The sequence below is a fragment of the Enterocloster citroniae genome (assembly GCF_040545455.1).
In the GTDB taxonomy this organism is placed as follows: Bacteria; Bacillota; Clostridia; order Lachnospirales; family Lachnospiraceae; genus Enterocloster; species Enterocloster citroniae.
The window spans coordinates 1-18,390 of record NZ_JBEPLZ010000026.1 but is presented as its reverse complement, the minus strand read 5'-3'; the positions used below and the strand labels follow the sequence as shown (position 1 = coordinate 18,390).

At 35.5% G+C, this 18,390-nt stretch carries 13 protein-coding genes; 11 read left to right on the top strand and 2 right to left on the bottom strand.

All coding sequences use genetic code 11. The annotated features are described in order from the left end of the window. Nucleotides 1–351: 351 nt before the first annotated feature. A complete protein-coding gene (locus ABID13_RS23700; RefSeq protein WP_082174016.1) occupies nucleotides 352–1,482 on the bottom strand; it encodes an IS91 family transposase in 1,131 nt (376 codons plus the stop codon). A 152-nt stretch (nucleotides 1,483–1,634) separates the two neighbouring features. On the opposite strand from ABID13_RS23700, the gene ABID13_RS23690 reads away from it, so the two are divergent. The 11 genes from ABID13_RS23690 (at nucleotide 1,635) to ABID13_RS23640 (ending at nucleotide 17,362) form a co-directional block, all read left to right on the top strand. Next, a complete protein-coding gene (locus tag ABID13_RS23690; RefSeq protein WP_240305388.1) occupies nucleotides 1,635–1,994 on the top strand; it encodes a hypothetical protein in 360 nt (119 codons plus the stop codon). A 338-nt stretch (nucleotides 1,995–2,332) separates the two neighbouring features. After that, nucleotides 2,333–4,225: a KAP family P-loop NTPase fold protein gene (locus ABID13_RS23685; RefSeq protein ID WP_048931266.1), complete on the top strand. Its 1,893-nt coding sequence runs from the start codon at nucleotides 2,333–2,335 to the stop codon at nucleotides 4,223–4,225. A gap of 12 nt (nucleotides 4,226–4,237) precedes the next feature. Then, nucleotides 4,238–5,089, top strand: a complete 852-nt coding sequence (qatB, locus tag ABID13_RS23680) for a Qat anti-phage system associated protein QatB (protein ID WP_048931265.1) — start codon at nucleotides 4,238–4,240, stop codon at nucleotides 5,087–5,089. Then, nucleotides 5,086–6,354, top strand: coding sequence for a Qat anti-phage system QueC-like protein QatC (gene qatC / locus ABID13_RS23675; protein ID WP_048931264.1), 1,269 nt, complete (start codon nucleotides 5,086–5,088; stop codon nucleotides 6,352–6,354). The genes qatB and qatC overlap by 4 nt, the downstream gene beginning before the upstream one ends. Beyond that, nucleotides 6,351–7,097 carry a Qat anti-phage system TatD family nuclease QatD gene (gene qatD, locus ABID13_RS23670; protein ID WP_048931263.1) on the top strand — a complete coding sequence of 249 codons (747 nt, stop codon included), beginning with the start codon at nucleotides 6,351–6,353 and terminating at the stop codon, nucleotides 7,095–7,097. The genes qatC and qatD overlap by 4 nt, the downstream gene beginning before the upstream one ends. 595 nt (nucleotides 7,098–7,692) lie before the next feature. Beyond that, on the top strand, nucleotides 7,693–9,117 hold the full coding sequence (locus ABID13_RS23665) for an AbiJ-related protein (protein WP_048931262.1): 1,425 nt from the start codon (nucleotides 7,693–7,695) through the stop codon (nucleotides 9,115–9,117). A 336-nt stretch (nucleotides 9,118–9,453) separates the two neighbouring features. After that, nucleotides 9,454–10,275, top strand: a complete 822-nt coding sequence (locus ABID13_RS23660) for a hypothetical protein (RefSeq protein ID WP_048931261.1) — start codon at nucleotides 9,454–9,456, stop codon at nucleotides 10,273–10,275. Beyond that, nucleotides 10,272–10,790 carry a hypothetical protein gene (locus ABID13_RS23655; protein ID WP_048931260.1) on the top strand — a complete coding sequence of 173 codons (519 nt, stop codon included), beginning with the start codon at nucleotides 10,272–10,274 and terminating at the stop codon, nucleotides 10,788–10,790. Before ABID13_RS23660 ends, ABID13_RS23655 begins: the two co-directional genes overlap by 4 nt. A gap of 24 nt (nucleotides 10,791–10,814) precedes the next feature. Next, the gene (locus ABID13_RS23650) at nucleotides 10,815–11,858 is read left to right on the top strand and encodes a virulence RhuM family protein (RefSeq protein WP_048931259.1); all 1,044 of its coding nucleotides are present in this window, start codon (nucleotides 10,815–10,817) and stop codon (nucleotides 11,856–11,858) included. Nucleotides 11,859–12,427: 569 nt separating this feature from the next. Next, a complete protein-coding gene (locus tag ABID13_RS23645; protein ID WP_048931258.1) occupies nucleotides 12,428–16,165 on the top strand; it encodes an nSTAND3 domain-containing NTPase in 3,738 nt (1,245 codons plus the stop codon). A 174-nt stretch (nucleotides 16,166–16,339) separates the two neighbouring features. Beyond that, the gene (locus ABID13_RS23640; protein ID WP_048931257.1) at nucleotides 16,340–17,362 is read left to right on the top strand and encodes a virulence RhuM family protein; all 1,023 of its coding nucleotides are present in this window, start codon (nucleotides 16,340–16,342) and stop codon (nucleotides 17,360–17,362) included. Between the two features lie 590 nt (nucleotides 17,363–17,952). Here the strand turns inward: ABID13_RS23640 and ABID13_RS23635 are convergent. Continuing rightward, on the bottom strand, nucleotides 17,953–18,390 hold a 438-nt coding region (locus ABID13_RS23635; RefSeq protein ID WP_354021271.1), incomplete at its 5' end, for a transposase.

Sequence of the window (18,390 nt, the reverse complement as noted above, 5' to 3'; positions counted from 1 at the left end):
GAAATAGAGGGATTTAACCACAAGATATAGTGGTTTTGGCGAAAAATCGAGAAAAAAATCGGGCAAAAAATGGCCGATTTTGACCCCGATTTTTTGGCCTTTTCATAGATGTGAGATGGGGAAAAGAGGATATGAGGTAAAATTTCAGGTCAGCCAGATAAAAATGGCGGGCCTCTTTTAACTTTATAGGAAACTTCTCAAATCAGCGAAGATGGTGTATAATAGATTGGAAATAAAAAAGGCATAGCAAAAGAGCGAAGGTGTGACTTCGCCATGACGTTGTCTATGTATTTTTTGTTTTTGGTTTAGGCTGCACTATCTGACGGTAGAGAAAGAATAGGGCATATGGAACTATCCATATCCCATAACCTTTCGATAGCGTTCAAATAGTGCAGTTTTTTTGTGGTAAACTTCTAAAACCAACATAGAAGTGCCACACTCCGGGCATCTGAGCGGATCATAGCCAAAGGTCAGAAGAATCAAATTCCGCCAATCTAGGAGCTTAGAAAGATAATGCTGCTTCTGCTTGGATAAACATTTCCGGAGATTTTTTTCCTGTTTGTGGTGCTTTGCATAAATGCCGTAGTAGCGGACCATTTTAAAATGCTTGTCAGGGATATGCGGGATCAGGCGTTTGATAAAGTCAATGGCGGGGATGCATTCTGTGATCGTTTTATGGTCCTCATGTCGCTGATAATGGAACGTCACAGAATCCCCGTCATAGGCATCCATCCTGGAAGTGGCAATGACAGGCCGTCCAAGGTATCTGCTGATGTATTTAATGGTGATATCAGGAGAACACAAATTAGGTTTGGCTCTCACATAAAAGCCTTCGGGATGGTCTTTGTAGATTTGATTTTTAAGCTTCTTAAAAGGCGGTCCCAGTTTAAGAGAGAGCTGATCCAAAAGGACTTTCCGAAAAGCCAGGCGCAGGAAATCATAATCAAAATGGGGATTGGGTCGCCAGGGAGTAATGTTGCCAGCACCGCCTTCCGAAATCAGGGCATGGATGTGAGGATTCCACTTTAAATCTCTACCGAAGGTATGAAGGACGCAGATAAAACCAGGAGTAAAGAGTTCGGACTTATTCATCTTGAAGAACATGCGTAGGACGACATCCCTGACAGAATGGAACAGGCAGTTAAGGAGTGAGTGGTCCTTAAGAAAGAAGATGCGCAGTTCCTCAGGAATGGTAAAGACACAGTGTCTGTGGATACAGGAAACGAGTTTACAAGACATACGAAAAGCACGTTTCTGGTTATAGACGTTGCCGCATGAGGGACAGAACCGGCTTTTACAGGAAAAGGGAACAAATTTAAGGTTACCACAATGAGGACAGCCAAAGAAAGCTCCGCCATAAGAAGGATCATGGCAGAGGATCATCCGGTTGATGTTATCCAAAACATTTTTATCAGGTCGAATAACATATTGGATATATTCAAAGTGGTCAGAAAAAATAGTTTGGAGGATGTTCTTATGCATAAGAACATTTTACAATAAAGCAGCAAAAAAGGAAATCCCCTAAAACCCCTCATGAGTGAGGGGCAGGGGAGTTGAGAGTGCCGAAGGCACTTTGTTCTAGAGTATCAAAAATAGAAACGGCTATATGTGAAAGGACAGAGAGGGGAATTTAGATGTTTAAGATTTATTTGAGCCGGACAGTGAGCCCTGGTGTAGGTATCAGTCTGCCGGCTACAATCGAAGAAATGAGAGAAGCCTATTCTCTTCTGAATGGAACGGATACAGTTCCGTTGGAAACAGCTACCACCTATGTAGAATCATCCATTCCAAATCTGCGCCAGTACCTGTATGAGGTCCCAGTGTCAGAAAAAAGATTGGAGGAACTGAACTACCTGGCCTATCGTGTGAAATGGATGGACAGCCAGGACGAGGCGGTATTCGGAACCGAGACGGAGATTGTGACAACAAAATCTGGGAAATTATGTTTGAATATGATTAGAGTTAGTATTATAAAATGTCGAATATATTTTTAAATAGGTGTTAAGAGCAAGACATTTTACACAAAATTTGATATAATGAGGAAAGTGGTTGAGGTTGAGAACAAAGTAGTAAAAGGTCTTAAAAGTAAATTAATATCCAGGGAATGCAAATTTTCGTTGTGTCGAATGGAAGTTATAATGACTATATTTCTTTAACTGATATTGCAAAATAAATAGGTGAAGATTCGGCCGCCACAATCCATAACTGAATGCGAAGCCGTTACATCATTGAATTTTTAGCACTATGGGAGACGTTACATAATCCGGATTTTTTCAATAAAAATAAAAAAGTAAACTTTGAACTATCTATCAAAGATTTAGGAGAAAAGTATATGTGGAATGATATTGAAACTACTACAGACTATTTGCATTTCTCAGTTGTATCTAAGACGGTTGCAGATTTAATAATTGAGTCAGGGGATAATCCAATATCTATAGGAATATCTGGAAGCTGGGGGGCCGGGAAATCCTCCATGGTAAAAATGATTGGTAAAGATTTGAATGACCAGTCCAGTGATAACAAATATATTTTTCTTGAATTCAATGCATGGTTATATCAGGGATATGAAGATGCGAAATCCGCCTTGCTCCAGTCGGTGACGATGAAATTGACTGAAGAAATGAAAAAACAAGGAATTGATGAAGATGGTGAGCTTGGAAAGAAATTCAAGAAATTCCTGAAACGTATTAATTGGTTTCAGGTATCAAAACTGGCATTACCTTTGTTGGCTGGCTTTATTCCAGGAGCAGCGCCTGTCGGCGTGATTGCAAATTTTGCAAATGTCATAAAAAGCAGTTGGAATAATCGTGATAAAAAGTCTGAGAACAGTGAAGCGATAGATACTGCGATTGAAGGACTGACTCCAGAATTGGAAAATCTTTTAAATGATAATGAAGAGATGTCAGAGCCGGCAACAAAGCAGATTGAGGAAATTAGGAAGGAATTTGAAGAAATACTTAAACAGCTAAAAGTGAAACTTGTTGTTTTGGTAGATGATTTAGATCGGTGCTTACCTGAAACAGCGATTTCGACTCTTGAAGCAATGAGATTATTATTATTTGTAGAGCGAACAGCCTTTATCATCGCAGCAGATGAACAGATGATAAGAAATGGAGTACGTGCCCATTTTAATGGAGTTGAATTGTCAGATGAGTTAGTTACAAGTTATTTCGATAAGTTGATTCAAGTTCCAATAAAAATACCGCATTTGGGGATTGCAGAAGTAAAAGTGTACATAGTTCTCTTGTTCATGGAATTAGAAGTTAAAAGAAACGGAGTGAGACAAGAAGCATTTTTAGAGGCGCAAAATAAATTAAGCAAGCTTTTGAATAAAGCATGGGAAGATGATGTGACAGCAGAAAAAATAGAAGGGGTTTTTGATGATGATACAGAAAGAACCATGAAGGAATATGTAGCAATTGCAGATCAATTAGCAGGTATTCTTGTAAGTGCGGATAATATTAAAGGTAATCCTAGATTAATAAAACGGTTATTAAATGCTCTTGAGATAAGAAAAAAAGTTGCAAAAATTAATGGAATGATGTTAGATTCCGGTGTGTTAATAAAGATGTTATTGTTTGAGAGATGTGCATCAGAAGGGGCATTTGATTATCTGGCTAAAGAAGTTGCAAACGCAGAGGAAGGAAAACCGGAATTTATACAAAAGTTAGAAGATAGCTTAATAAGTGGTGAAAAATATGAATTTCCAGATGTTACATGGAACAATGATTTTGTACAGAAATGGGTATTAATTGAACCGAAACTAGGTGGACTTGATTTGCGTCCACTTTTGTATCTTAGCAGAGATAAGGCGCTTTCGTTTGCTGCATATGACGAACTTTCTATTAAAGGCAAAGAATTGTTAACTGCGTTAAAGAAAGTAAAGAATGGTACATACCTTAGGGAACTTGTTGAATCAATTAAATCTCTAGGAATAAGAGAGGCTGAGAAATTGTTGAAAAGAATAATTAGTTTGGGACGTAATGAACAATGGAATGTAAATGCTTTATTTGCAGCAGTACATATTACGGAAGCTTTTCCCGAATTAGGTCGTAATTTAGCTTTGGCTTTGTGTGAGATACCGGCAAAATCTAGAAAAGCTCCCATTATTCCTGTTATTGCTGAAAAGGAATGGGCTAAAGATATGTTGAAACAATGGGCTGACGATTCAGAAACACCAGATAGTGTAAAAAGGGCCATAACACAAAATACACAAAAGAAGTAGGGGTGAAAACATATGGGAACATCAGCTTCAAGTATGGGACCAGGTGCAGGGGTTTCACTAGATCCGGAGTGGTTAGATGACATTAAGTTGCCTAATCAAGATAATGAGCAACCGGATTGTCAAAATGATGACGATAGTGAAAATGATAATCAATCTGATGAAAAAGAACCGGATGATGATGAAAAACTTGTTATTGCACCCAAATTCCGTTTTGCAAGTGCTAGACGAGGAATGGGTGAATACGTTCATTCTGGGAGTAAAGACTCTTTGAGAAAATCGCTGGGGCATTATTCTAAAACAGGAATGGGCGGAGCGAAAAATCTCTCCAAACGCATGCGTACTTCAACCAAAGCAGCTGCGAATTTCTTCCAGACATTTCAGTCCTTAAGGGATAACGAGAATTTCCCATTGGGTAAAATTTTATCAGAATTGCAAGGACGAGGTGCTAATGCGAATGAAATTATTGATACAATAATTGATAATGTATGCCCAACTGGTGGAAGCTTAGACGAAGTATCTTGTAGAGATTCAGGAAGATTTGCATTGAGCGAGTTTATGAGTCAAAATCCTGATACAGATATTAGTAAATTGACTGATGATCAGATATGGTCTCTCACCGGTACATTTCTTGGCAATGAGGCATTTAGTCGTATCCAATTGGACATAGGACAAGCTTTTGAAAAACAAGAAGTATCAGCTGTAGAACGTGTTAATCGTATGAACGAAATGAAAGATTATTTACAATCAGAAATATCATCGCAGTTAAATAGGCTTAGAAACTCTGGTAGTAAGACGATTGATATGCAGAAATTATTTCAAACAGCTATAAAAAACACGTTTGAAGTGTATGAGGTTGAAGTATGAATAAAGTGATTTGTTATCCACGATGCTGTACCCCAAAGTATTATAGTGATGATGATTATTATTTTGAAATGTTTACAGTTCCTGAACAGAAAATAAACAATGTAGGGCATGTGGGAGTACAACTATTTAAAGAATTGAGAAAATCAAAAATAGCTCCAACAGTAGAGGCATTGGATTTTACAATTATTGCTATGGCTGTAGTTGCAGCAGATAAAGCAGTATTGAGGAAAAAGAGTGCTGATGGTTGGACAAGAAAAATTGAGCTTTGCATATATTTGCATGATGCGCCTAAATGGAGACAGGAAAAAAGGAAGTTAGAGGAAATGCTTCGTTTCCTCAGCGGAGATTTTTGGGTTTTAAATATAAATGCTTTACCAGAATCGCTGGTTCCGCAGAAAAAATATGATTTAAGGCAGCAGGATTGTATTTGTTTGTTGTCAGGAGGTATGGACAGTTTAGTGGGAGCAATTGATTTGCATGAAGAAGGAAGAAATCCTTTATTTGTATCTCAAACAGTTAGGGGAGATGCTGAACATCAAAGAGAATATGCCATGCAGTTTGGAATAAATAATTTGTGCCAATGGAGCAATAATATAAAGAAAAAAGGAGAATCGGAAATTTCGACCAGAGCAAGATCAATGGTCTTTTTTGCTTTTGCATTATTGGCATCTTGTGGCATTGATTGCAATGCTCAAGGCAGGAAAGAATTATTCGTACCTGAAAATGGATATATTAGTTTGAATATGCCATTAGATCCACTTAGAACAGGTAGTCTTAGTACAAAAACAACCCATCCTGTATATATGAAAGCAATGCAGGAAATTTGGAATGATGTGGGAATAAATATTGATTTTGTATTACCATACAAATATAAAACAAAAGGTGAAGTTTTGATGGATTGTAAGAATCAGGATTTGATGAAAAAACTTATTTTTGGTTCGACAAGTTGTGGAAAATATCAACGGAAATTACAGCACTGTGGGGTCTGTGTTCCTTGTTTAGTAAGGAGAGCAGCTTTTTTGAAAAATAATTTGTGTGATGTTACAGAAGGCGGGTATTTTAAAGAAAATTTACAATGTTCGTATTCAAAAGATGTAGCAGCTGCAGCATTGGCTGTTGTTCAATTGAAAAAAAATGGCATTGAAAGTCTTGTGAAAGGTATGTTGTCTTTTGCAAAAGGAGAAGAACGAAATTTATATTTAGGTGTTATTGAACGTGGGGTGCTAGAAATAGGAGCATTGTTAAGGGAGCATAGTGTTATATGATAGATTTCCATTGTCATTTGGATTTATACAAGAATCCGTTAGCAGTATTTGATGAAGTCAAGCAAAGAAATGTAAAGGTGTTAGCGGTTACGACAAGTCCGCGCGCCTATCTAAAAACATCCCAGTATTTTAATAATACAGATAATGTGAGAGTTGCGTTAGGATTTCATCCGGAATTAGTGGCAGATAGAAGGAATGAAATTGATCTATTTATGGAACAAATTTCAAAGTCCAGATATATTGGAGAAGTAGGTATAGATGGTACTAGCAGAAATAGGCATTCATATTCTGTACAAAAAACCTTTTTCTATGGTGCATTAAGTGAAGCTGAGAAGCACCATGGAAGAATAATCAGTATACATTCAAGATGTGCAGTTAAAGATGTATTAGAATGTATAGAAAAAACTTTAGATAAGAATGTGCCTATAATGCATTGGTTTACCGGAAATATAAAAGAACTTCAAAAGGCTTTATCGTTAGGTTGTTGGTTTAGTATAAATCCTAAAATGTGTTATTCAAAAGCAGGAAGAGATATAATCATGCAAATGCCATTAAATAAAATATTGCCAGAAACAGATGCACCGTTTACTGAAAAGAATGGAATGTTGTATATGCCATGGGATATGGATGTGATAGAGTTTTTAGCTGTACAATATGGGAGGTCTATAATTGAAATTAAAAAACAGATGGAAAACAATTTATTAGAAGTAATCAATGGTACGACAGCATTAAAAAAAGTCTAAGAAAAATTCTAGTAAAAACAACGATTTTACTATTTAGTCAAGTGCTTACTATACTGTTTTTTGAAAGAGTCTTGGTGTAAGAATATTATGACGATAACAAAGCGGCTTTGGACAAATAATAGTTTTAAAGTCGCTTTAAACAAAAAATATTTTTTGTAATGGGATTGACATGAGGGTGATTGAGATGATGAAATCGGAGACACTCCAAGATATCATAAATCTTTCCTGCAGACTTTTCTTCACACACTCGATATTCCAGAACTATTAGTAGTAACGATGGTTGCAACGATAACATTTTTATGGATATCAAGTCCACAGCAGATGGGGGAGATGAGCCTCATCATAAGTATCACCACCTTAACTAAAGATAGGAATAGCAACATTGACTGTCATCTTACGACTAAATAAACATGGTTTATTACCCGTGATAAGAGTCCGGGTTCAAAGTCCCACTTGTTTGTGCTTGTAAGGATGACGGCACATATAAATATACGGGGCCGAATAAACTTCGCCACTCCTCCTCCCATGCTCTGTAGTGTATTGCTATTCCATAATAACATTTTAAAACTAAAAGAGGAGGGGGACAAGACTTTTCATGACTTGTTCGTGCCTGAGCGAAGCGAAAGGAATGACTAAAAATATGAATAAAATATCTGAGGTAACAAGACAAGATATTATAGATATTATCAGAGAGGGGTTTACAGTAATACTCGATGAAGAAGAATATGATGATAAGTCTGACGAGTATGTTACAGAGCGTACTATAAAAATGCCGTACTATGGACGTCTTGATGAAATTGATTTCCTTTCAAGAGTATACAATCTAAAGGAATTACCATCTCATGATAGTCGTTATAAAAATGCTCTTGATGATATTAGTTGCCATCTTAGATGGGACGATTATGAAGAGGAATGCTGGTTTTTTCAAGATGAGCGATTCAAGCTGCAACAAAAAGATGGAGATGAACCTTTACTGCGATTTATATGTGAGATGGTTCATCCGGCGGTACGGAGAGAAAAATCGCCTTGGAAACAGTATTTAGATAAATTTAATGAGTTGCTTCGAGTAGATGGCTATGAATTATATCCGGCACATCATATTTCTGGTCGTGATATTTATAAAGCTAGAGAATATAGCGTGCCGGATAAACCGTTATTACCAGATAATTTATTTTCAGAGCGATATAAAGACCTTATTGATTATGGCCATGGAGAAGCAGTTGATAATATTAGCAATAATATTGATTATAGGGCTAAAAAGCATATCTGTAGAATTATGCAGAATTTCAGAGAGCCTATACAGTATCAACCCAACCGATATCATAATTGGACAGAAAAAACAGATGCATTAGATGTTGCAATTAACAGACTAAATGAATTTATGGATACTCCTGTCATTGATTTAAAAAGCGCAATGTTCTCTTTATCTTCTGAGGAAGAAATATTTGCAAATTATTTTACACCGTTTATTTTTGATGTAATAGAATTTCAGTATGATGAATTATCTGAAGGTGAAAAATGTGGATTTCAAGAAGAAATTAATGCATCGTTGCAGAAAGACAATGTATCTTTTCGCCTTATCGATAGAGGGCTTATTGAGCAATTGCCAGATCATGAGGTGTTGACTTCAGAACTCATATCAATGACTGAACAAATAAAAGAACCTGGTTTAAGAGAATTGTTTGATATAGCAGTAGAGAAACATATGCAGCCAAGTTCACAATCTCATAAGGATGCGGTTGAAAAAATTTGGGGTGTATTGGAACGCTTGAAAACATATTATACTGGTTTGGATAAGAAGAAATCAGTGGAGAGAATTATTAATGACATGGCGGGCGGACAAGAAGATTTTGTAAAGCTATTTGATACGGAATTTAAGGCACTTACAGATATTGGAAATAGCTTCCGAATTCGTCATCATGAAACGGATCGAACAGATATTACAGACATCCGCTATTACGATTATTTTTTTAACCGTTGCCTGTCTTTAATTGCGCTTGCTATTCAATATTTGGAGTGAAAAATACAGTGTTAAGAATAAAGCTCTTGAGAGACTAAAACTCGAGGGCTTTATTGTTGGCAGTTTTTTTACCAACGATAACATTTCTTTTTAGGCATTTCTTAATATTATTCGTGAATGTATTAGCATATCAAAATTTTGGAATTTGTAGTATAATCTTAGTATTGTTATAGGTGGCTTGAAAAATGTCTATAGAGGCCATGGACAGAAACGGGTGTAATAGTGTTTACGCCAAGGGGAAAACATACCTTTCTGCCATCATTATTATCCCCACAACAAATGTGGAAAGTATTTGCTTACTTGAAAAAATGAGATAAATGGTATTTAAGGTGGAAAATGAATATTTTATTTTGGAATACACATAATAATATGTCTTTGGATGATACTTTAATTGATTTGGTTCTAGAAAGAAATTGTACTTTGTTGGTTTTGGCAGAGTATGAGAATGATATAAATGAATTGTGTAAAAAAATGAATTTGAGATCTAAAACTGATTATAAAATAATTCCAAGTTATGGTGGGTGTACTAAAATAAAGGCAATTATTGCAAAGAAATATAATGTGGAAATAGTAAGAGAGCAAAATAGATATCAGATTATAAAGATAGAGACCTCATATTATAAAATGTTAGTAGCTATGATACATAATATAAGCAAATATCGTGCAACGGAAGAAGAACAAAGTGAAAACTTGAGACAACTTCATGAAGATGTGATAATTGCAGAAAACGAACAAGGAACTAGGAATGCAGTGGTTATAGGGGATTTAAATGTTAATCCATTTGAAAAAGCATGTGTAGCAGCAAATACAATGCACGCAATTCCATATGCCTCAGAGGTAAGCAGTGCAGGTAGATTGGTTCAACAAAGAATGTACAGAGAGTTTTACAATCCTATGTGGGGATTATTAGGCAAACGAAATAGTCCGCAGGGGACAATGTTTTATAATAATGGTGGAATAATTAATTATTTTTGGCATATTGTTGATCAGTTTCTTGTGAGGCCAGAGATGATTGATGCGCTAAATGAAGATTCAATTGAGATTGTTATTGGGACAAAAACCGAAAATTTTCTAAAAAAAAATGGACGACCAGACCCAAAACGATATAGTGATCACTTACCAATTTATGTTCAAATTAAGGAGGATTTAATTAAATGAAAAATTTATGGAAAGTTGATTTTAAGGCTGAAGAAATTACAGGTGATGCCTATAGTATTATACTGGAACAAAACGATTATTTAAATAAAATGACTGATGGAAAAATAATTGCAAAAATCGTGGAATATGCTGGACCAACACATTCTTATACAGTTGATAATGCTTTTGTGCAGACTGCAAAAATATTGGAACCAAAAAAGATTAATATTCAAGATAATTTAGGAGAAATGGAAGATAGCAAGTTTGTATATGAACTTTTTATCACTTCCAGTGTGACGCCTAATTATAAGTACAGGGTTATGTTTGTTGAATATGGAATTGCTCTTTATCCAGTGTATGTAACTTTGGACGAGGACATCGCAGCAGAGATTGAAGAGCAAGAAGAGATTATATGTGAAACACAACAAGAATTCGAAAGTAAGCTAGAGAAAATATTAAATTCTTCAAAATTAGAAAAAATCATATCAAATTTATTGGGATTAGCAAAAAATGAGGAAAAGAGATTTGTCTTTTGAATTATCAATTGAGGAAAAGAAAGTATGGCGAACAATAAAAAAGGGATTACAATACACAGTTCAGCCGCAGAGTATCTAACATATGTGGCATCTACGGGTAGTAACTCAGATAGTTTTGAGATGCGCTATGAAGACGAGAACATCTGGCTAACACAGAAAATGATGGCTACCTTGTATGATGTTTCGGTTTCGGCAATCAATCAGCATCTTAAAAGAATTTTTGAGGATAATGAATTGATAGAAGAATCAGTTATTAAGAAATACTTAATAACTGCCTCGGATGGTAAATCCTACAGTACAAAGCATTATAACTTACAGGCAATCATTGCAGTTGGCTTTAAAGTTAACAATGAGCGCGCTGTAAGATTCCGTAAATGGGCAGGGCAGATTGTCAAGGATTATACGATTCAAGGTTGGACGATGGACAAAGAACGCCTGAAAAAAGGGCATATGTTCACCGATGAATATTTTGAACGGCAGTTGGAGAATATTCGAGAGATACGTCTGTCCGAACGCAAGTTTTATCAAAAGGTTACGGATCTTTATGCTACAGCGTTTGATTATGACAAAGATGCCAAGACTACACGGCAGTTTTTCAAAATGGTGCAGAATAAGATGCACTGGGCCGTACATCGGCATACAGCAGCGGAATTGATTGTAGAGCGTGCAAATGCTGAAAAAGAGCATATGGGCCTGACAACATGGGAATCAGCGCCAGATGGGAAAATTGTCAAAGCAGATGTTACTATTGCTAAGAACTACCTGAGCGAAAAGGAAATGTCCTATTTGGAAAGAATCGTTTCACTGTATCTTGACTATGCGGAGTTACAGGCGGAACGAAGAATACCAATGAGTATGGAGGACTGGGCAAAGCGCCTTGATGGTTTTCTAGAGTTTAACGGGAATGAACTGCTGATGGGACCGGGAAAAGTCAGTGCAGAACAGGCGAAGCTTCATGCAGAGACTGAGTTCGAAAAATATCGTATTGTTCAGGATCGGTTATTTATGTCAGACTATGATAAGTATTTGCTAGAATTAGAATATCAAGCGGAGCAAAGTGAGGCATAAAGATGATTATATTGTTTCCGCTTGGGGAGAATTACGCCCTTCTGCCATCATTATTATCCACTCAACAAATGTCGAGGTGGTAATAATGATGCGGAATTGTGGCTTGGAAGGAAAGTAGAGAAGATGAACCACAAGATGTAGCGGATTTTGGCGAAAAATGGCCTTGAAACACCGAGAAAATGGCTGTACTTTGACCTTCGGAAATAATTGTTTTATTGATATCATCTGGATGATAGTTATGTTAAATGAGAATCCTAATCCCCCAGCTATGCTGAGGAGAATCGTTTAAGTGGAAACGAGGAGGATATCAATAGAGATCCTCCTATGCTAAAATGAGAATAGTGTTGTAAGCCAAACTTAAGCATAGGAGGAGGTCCAAATGGACAATAAAAGTTTATCACATAGTCGCTGGAAATGCCAATAAGACAGGGCTTAAAGTATCTTAATTAGATATAGCACAAGTTAAAATAGAATATAGGCTGATAGAAAGAATCAATTTGAGCGTGTCTGAAAAATATTTAAGATAATTTTGAGTAACAAGATGATTTCAAAGAGTAGAGGTGTTGATTATGGCTAATATCGAAAGCATTAAACAGAGAATTCTCCAATTGGATGCAGGGTCATTTCAAAATCTTTGTGATTCTTATTTATATAAAATTGGCTATTCTAATATAGTATCTCTTGGTGGAGAAGCAGGTACACGAAAGACCACTCCAGGGACACCAGATACTTATTTTATTGCATTAAATGGAAAGTATATTTTTGTAGAATATACGACTCAACAGTCGGGCTTATTTGCAAAAATTAAGGATGACCTTGAAAAATGTCTTAATACATCAAAGACAGGCGTTCCGCATAATAAAATCTCCGAAATCATTTATTGCCATACTTCATCAAATCTTACACCCTCTCAAGATAGTGAGATAAAAGCTTTATGCGAAGATGTTGGAATCAAGCTAATGGTTATTGGAATTGATAAACTTGCAGAAGATATATATCTTTTCCACCATAATCTTTCACGTGACTTTTTAGGAATATCAATAAGCACTGATCAAATTCAATCGTGTGAGGATTTTATTAAACGTTATAACTCGAATAGAATGGCGGCTCCAATTGATACTAAATTTTTATTTAGAGAAAAAGAATGTAAAGATATTGGCGATGCTTATCTGAAAGTGGATGTTGTTATACTCAGTGGTTCAGCAGGTACAGGAAAAACTCGCTTAGCTTTCCATTATGTGAGAAATTACCGAGACGCTAACAATGAAAAGATCTATTGCATTCACAGTAATGCCTTACCAATATACGAGGATTTGAAACTTTTTATAGACAGCCCTGGTAACTATTTTCTTTTTATTGATGATGCAAATCAATTATCAGGGTTGCAGCATATTATTCGTTATGTAACTATGAAATCAGAGGGATATAACGTAAAAATACTTATTACAGTGCGGGATTATGCACTTCAAAAAGTGATAAATGATGTTCGAGAAATTGCTTCATATGAAACCATAAATATAAATGTATTTAAGGATGATGAGATTAAAACATTGCTTGAAACTTCATTGGGTATTTTAAATCAAGATTATCATGAAAGAATTGTAAGAATTGCAGAGGGAAATGCTCGTATTGCTATACTTGCAGGGAAAGTAGCGTTTAATTCAAATCGTTTAGATTCTATTAATGATGTGTCACAATTATATGAAGATTATTATGGATCATCTTTAGAGGATAATCAAATGCTTGCCAACAATAACGTGTGCATAACAGCTGGTATAGTAGCTTTTTTAGAAGCAATCCATTTAGACCATATTGATCCATTTTTGCCGATTTTACAGGAAAAAGGGTTAAATCGAGATGCGTTTATTGAAAATATCTACATGCTTCACGAGCGGGAAATTGTCGATATTTGCAATGATAAAGCCGTTCGCTTTTCGGAGCAATGCCTATCTAATTATTTGCTTAAATATGTTTTCTTTGATAAGAAACTACTCAGTCTGTCGGAAATGATTAAAGCTTGTTTTCAAAGTTATAGAGAGCGAACAATCTCTTCTGTTAATACATTACTTAATATCTTTAGAAATATAACTCTTTACAATTTTGTTGAGAAAGAAATAAAAATATTATGGGATGAATTATCAACAGAACAATCCCCGATTTTCTTTGAATTTATCAAAGTGTTTTTTCGTATAAATCCTACTGAAACACTTCTGATTTTGCAAAATGAAATTGAATTAGAAGAAGGTGTGATTAGTGAAAGGCGTGACATTGATACTGAGAAAGGGAAAAACTATCAGAATGTAACAAACGATATAATCAAAATTCTTGGTGGTTTTGCAGATATGACGGATTTGCCAACAGCCTGTGATTTGTTTTTTCAGTACTATTTAAAGCGACCAGATTTATATATGGAATTTTATCATGCAATTAATATATATTTCGGCATTAATAAAGATTCTGAGCGCTATGATTTTTACACACAAATAATTTTTTTAGAGAAGATAAAGGAATATTCGGATGACTGGAAACAAGAATCAGTCGTTATTCTTTTTTTAGAAATAGCAAAAGAGTTTTTAAAATTGCATTTTACTCCGGCAGAGGAAGGCCGAAAGAACACATTTACTATTTATCAAATTTCATTAGCTAAATCTGAAGGTGTTGAAAAATACCGAAAGCTAATTTGGGAATCCTTATACGATTTATGTGAAATTGAAACGTACAGAGCAAAAATTAGAGAAATTCTTAGTTCATATGGTGGTACTATCGAGGATATAAGCATTCCCGTTTTACAATTTGATTTAAAATACATCAATTCCATTTTAAGGTCAAATTATCCTCCAGGTGAGTTAGAAAACTGCCTTTTAGCGAATAAAATAGTTTGCGTTTTCAATGGGATGAACCTCTCTTGTGAAGCGTTATTTGATGAATATTTTGAGGGAGAATACTTTCAACTATTTTCTTTTCTTAAAGGACCAGATTATAAAAAAGAAGTTAATTATAGAGAACGTAAGGAACTAAAACGGAAAATAATTGATCAATATGTCTCTAATTGTGATTATAAAATGTTCAAGAAATTAATTGACGTTTGTTATGAAATCCCAGAATTGGATGGACATACATCTTGGGAGGTTGGAGAAGGATTAGAAATTGCCTTCGATGCTATTGCTCTTAGAAAAGATTGCTTCGTTAATGCAATTAAGTATTACATAGAGAAAGATACGCCAAACAATTTACACCCATCGCACTTTCTGAGCACTCTCTTTTCTCTATTGTCCGATTCAGAAGTGAATCAAATTATTATTGGTAGAGATTATAGTCAGAAAAATGCTTGGCTGTATGCCTATTATCATGAATTACCGCAAGAGTTAATTACTGAAAATCATTTATATGGGCTTTATGACTTTTTGAAAGATACTTCTGACAGAGATATTACTTCATCATCAATGCGTGATGTAGACTTTCTGGAGAAGTATAATATAATAGATGAGCTGGCATTGATAAAGGGCTGTAAAATTCTTTTAGCCAAGATGGGGTATTCACCTTTTATAGTGCATATTTATTTTGGTTTGTTGTTTAATGACTATCATAATACGCCGCAGGAAGTAATCCGAAAATTTAATGGTAATATGGAATTGCTTGAAGAAATTTATTATGCCATGCTATCGTATGATAAAGACCACGATTATAACGGACAGTTCTTGAAAGAAATATATTTGGTTAAGCCTTCTATATTGGATAAGTATATAGGTCATTTAATAAATAATGACTCTTTTAGTGACCATAAAGAAAGGCCTCGTTGTTTTTTTGATTTAGATAATTTCATAGAAATATATAATAAAATTTTTGAGCAGCTAATAAGGAATTGTCAGTTTGCCAAGATATCAGTGGCATATTTTTTAGAGTCTTTATTATTACCAATTCAAAATGAGCAAAATCTGTGGAAAAAACAAGACGAGTGGATTCGGCAATGCATTACACTGTTTTCCAATGATCAAACGAAAATGTATTGCCTATTTTCAGTTATATCAAAATTAGAAATCGAAAGAAAAAAGGAATATATTTTGCTGTTCCTTAAGAATAATCCATTGTTTGAAGATTTTGATAGGATACCATTAACACCTACTTCTTGGAGTTGGTCAGGTAGTGCAGTACCTATGTATTCAGCTTGGATTGAATATCTTGAATTATTGCTTCCAAACTTTATAGGTTTAAAATGGATAAAGCATAAAAAATATATCGAAACACAAATTAGTTATTTGAAAAGGCAAATTGAATCGGAACAAATTGATGAAATCTTAAGAGGGTGATTTACAAACACAAGAAATGATAGAGAATAGAAGGTGGGCTTGTCGGGAAATAGCCATTTTTCGGCACCTTAATCTCAAAAAAGACATCTATAAGGCTTTAAGTTTTTTTGGTAAATTTGTTGAAGTTGCTTATACTGTGAATGATATTAAATGGTGATAAAGGCAGGTGAATGAATGGAGAATCAAGGTGAAATTATTATTTATCAAACAGAAGATGGCCTAACGCGCATAGAGGTGAAAATTGAGGATGAAACCGTCTGGTTGAGTCAACAGCAAATGGCAGACTTGTTCCAAACCTCCAGAACTAATGTGGTTGAGCATATAAAACATATTTACGAAGAGGGTGAACTGGACGAGCAGTCAACCTGTCGGAATTTCCGACAGGTTCGTCAAGAGGGGAGTAGAGAGGTTGCTAGGAATATACCATTTTATAATCTTGACATGATTATATCGTTGGGATATAGAGTAAAATCATCAGTTGCCACGAGATTTCGGCGTTGGGCGACAGAACGTTTAAAGGAATACATGATTAAAGGTTTTACTATGGATGATGAAAGGTTGAAAGGCAATGGCGGTGGTAATTATTGGCGCGAATTGCTTGAACGCATTAGAGATATCCGCTCATCCGAAAAGGTATTGTATCGACAAGTGCTCGATTTATATGCCACAAGTGTAGACTATGATCCTCGTAGTGAAGATTCAATAGAGTTCTTTAAGATAGTGCAGAACAAGCTGCATTTTGCGGCTCATGGCCATACAGCGGCAGAAGCGATATACGAACGTGCAGATTCAGAAAAACCGTTTATGGGGCTTACTACATTTTCGGGAGAACTTCCGGCATTAAAGGATATTAGTATTGCAAAAAATTATCTGAATGAGGAAGAATTAAAAATTTTAAATAATCTTGTTTCTGGTTATTTTGATTTGGCTGAAATTAATGCAATAGAGCATAAGCCAATGTACATGAAAGATTATGTTGACCAGTTGGATGCTATTTTATTATCAGGTAATAGAAAGCTGCTTGCGGGATATGGAAAAGTGAGTCATCATCAGGCAGTGAAAAAGGCAGAGGCAGAGTATAGAAAATACCAAAAAAATATACTTTCACCGGTGGAGCAAGCATATATGGAAACTATTAAGGACGTTGGTGAGAATGCGAAAAAGAGAGTAAGAAAAGAAAGAGGAAACAGAAGGTAAATATTGAGCCGCTTATGCAATGGCTTGCGGTGTATTTGAGCGGGTAGTTACTATTGGAAATCCGCCAAGGGACGATTCTACCCTTTCGACATCATTATTGTACACTCAACAAATGTCGAAGTGGTTATAATGATGTCACTTGTGGAATAATATAAAAAACAGGAGAAAAGCCACAAGATGTTGTGGACTTGAGACGAAAAATGGCATGATGGATTGATGAGTGGTATGATAGATCATTTCACGGCCGGAAAAGCGATGACAATGAATTGATTTTAGACTATAAATTTGAGGGCAAAAGACGCAAAAGTGTAGATGGCATCCTCTGGTTTGGGATATTGAACCAGGGGATTTTCCGTTTATTGAAGTAGTTTTATAAACCTAAATTGAAGAATAGTATGAACAGGACGTGGATGATATGAAATGTAAAATGTTTTATTTTGTTGGTTATCACCCTGATAACTATAAAATTGAGTTTTTATTTCCAGTTTTTAAGGTATGCCATCTGGTAGGGATACAACATTATGGGTTATAAAAATTAAATTTCTGGGTATCAGATTGATGTTATTAAAAATATTTAATTCAGCGACAACCTATAAACAAGCATTCTTAATAAGCTCGCCTTTTGGCGGGCTTTTCACTTGCCTATGATAATAGCAGGGAGAAGTTATTTTGGCTGAATCATTACATCTACCCCTAACTTTTCTAACGAACGAAGATTTCTCTTGATTCTTTACACTATAATAATCTGCACCTAATTCGTAATAAGGAACTTTTTCTTTTAGCATATGATAGATGGCTATTAGTATGGTGTGCGCTATGGCTATCAGCGCTCGTTTCCCCCCTCTGCGTGCAGCAATTCGTTGGTATCGTGAATAGAAATAGCTTTGTTTTTTTCTTATTGCAGCACGGGCACATTCTACCAAACATGCTTTTAAATATTTATTTCCTTTTCGTATTCGACTACTCATCTTTTTACCAGCGCTTTCTTTACATTCCGGTACCAGACCCGCCCACGAACTAAACCGCGA

Excerpts from the sequence above, each read along its gene's own strand:
- ABID13_RS23700 (WP_082174016.1), bottom strand. The coding sequence starts at position 1,482 with ATGCATAAGAACATCCTCCAAACTATTTTTTCTGACCACTTTGAATAT.
- ABID13_RS23690 (WP_240305388.1), top strand. The coding sequence starts at position 1,635 with ATGTTTAAGATTTATTTGAGCCGGACAGTGAGCCCTGGTGTAGGTATC.
- ABID13_RS23685 (WP_048931266.1), top strand. The coding sequence starts at position 2,333 with ATGTGGAATGATATTGAAACTACTACAGACTATTTGCATTTCTCAGTT.
- qatB (WP_048931265.1), top strand. The coding sequence starts at position 4,238 with ATGGGAACATCAGCTTCAAGTATGGGACCAGGTGCAGGGGTTTCACTA.
- qatC (WP_048931264.1), top strand. The coding sequence starts at position 5,086 with ATGAATAAAGTGATTTGTTATCCACGATGCTGTACCCCAAAGTATTAT.
- qatD (WP_048931263.1), top strand. The coding sequence starts at position 6,351 with ATGATAGATTTCCATTGTCATTTGGATTTATACAAGAATCCGTTAGCA.
- ABID13_RS23665 (WP_048931262.1), top strand. The coding sequence starts at position 7,693 with ATGACTTGTTCGTGCCTGAGCGAAGCGAAAGGAATGACTAAAAATATG.
- ABID13_RS23660 (WP_048931261.1), top strand. The coding sequence starts at position 9,454 with ATGAATATTTTATTTTGGAATACACATAATAATATGTCTTTGGATGAT.
- ABID13_RS23655 (WP_048931260.1), top strand. The coding sequence starts at position 10,272 with ATGAAAAATTTATGGAAAGTTGATTTTAAGGCTGAAGAAATTACAGGT.
- ABID13_RS23650 (WP_048931259.1), top strand. The coding sequence starts at position 10,815 with ATGGCGAACAATAAAAAAGGGATTACAATACACAGTTCAGCCGCAGAG.
- ABID13_RS23645 (WP_048931258.1), top strand. The coding sequence starts at position 12,428 with ATGGCTAATATCGAAAGCATTAAACAGAGAATTCTCCAATTGGATGCA.
- ABID13_RS23640 (WP_048931257.1), top strand. The coding sequence starts at position 16,340 with ATGGAGAATCAAGGTGAAATTATTATTTATCAAACAGAAGATGGCCTA.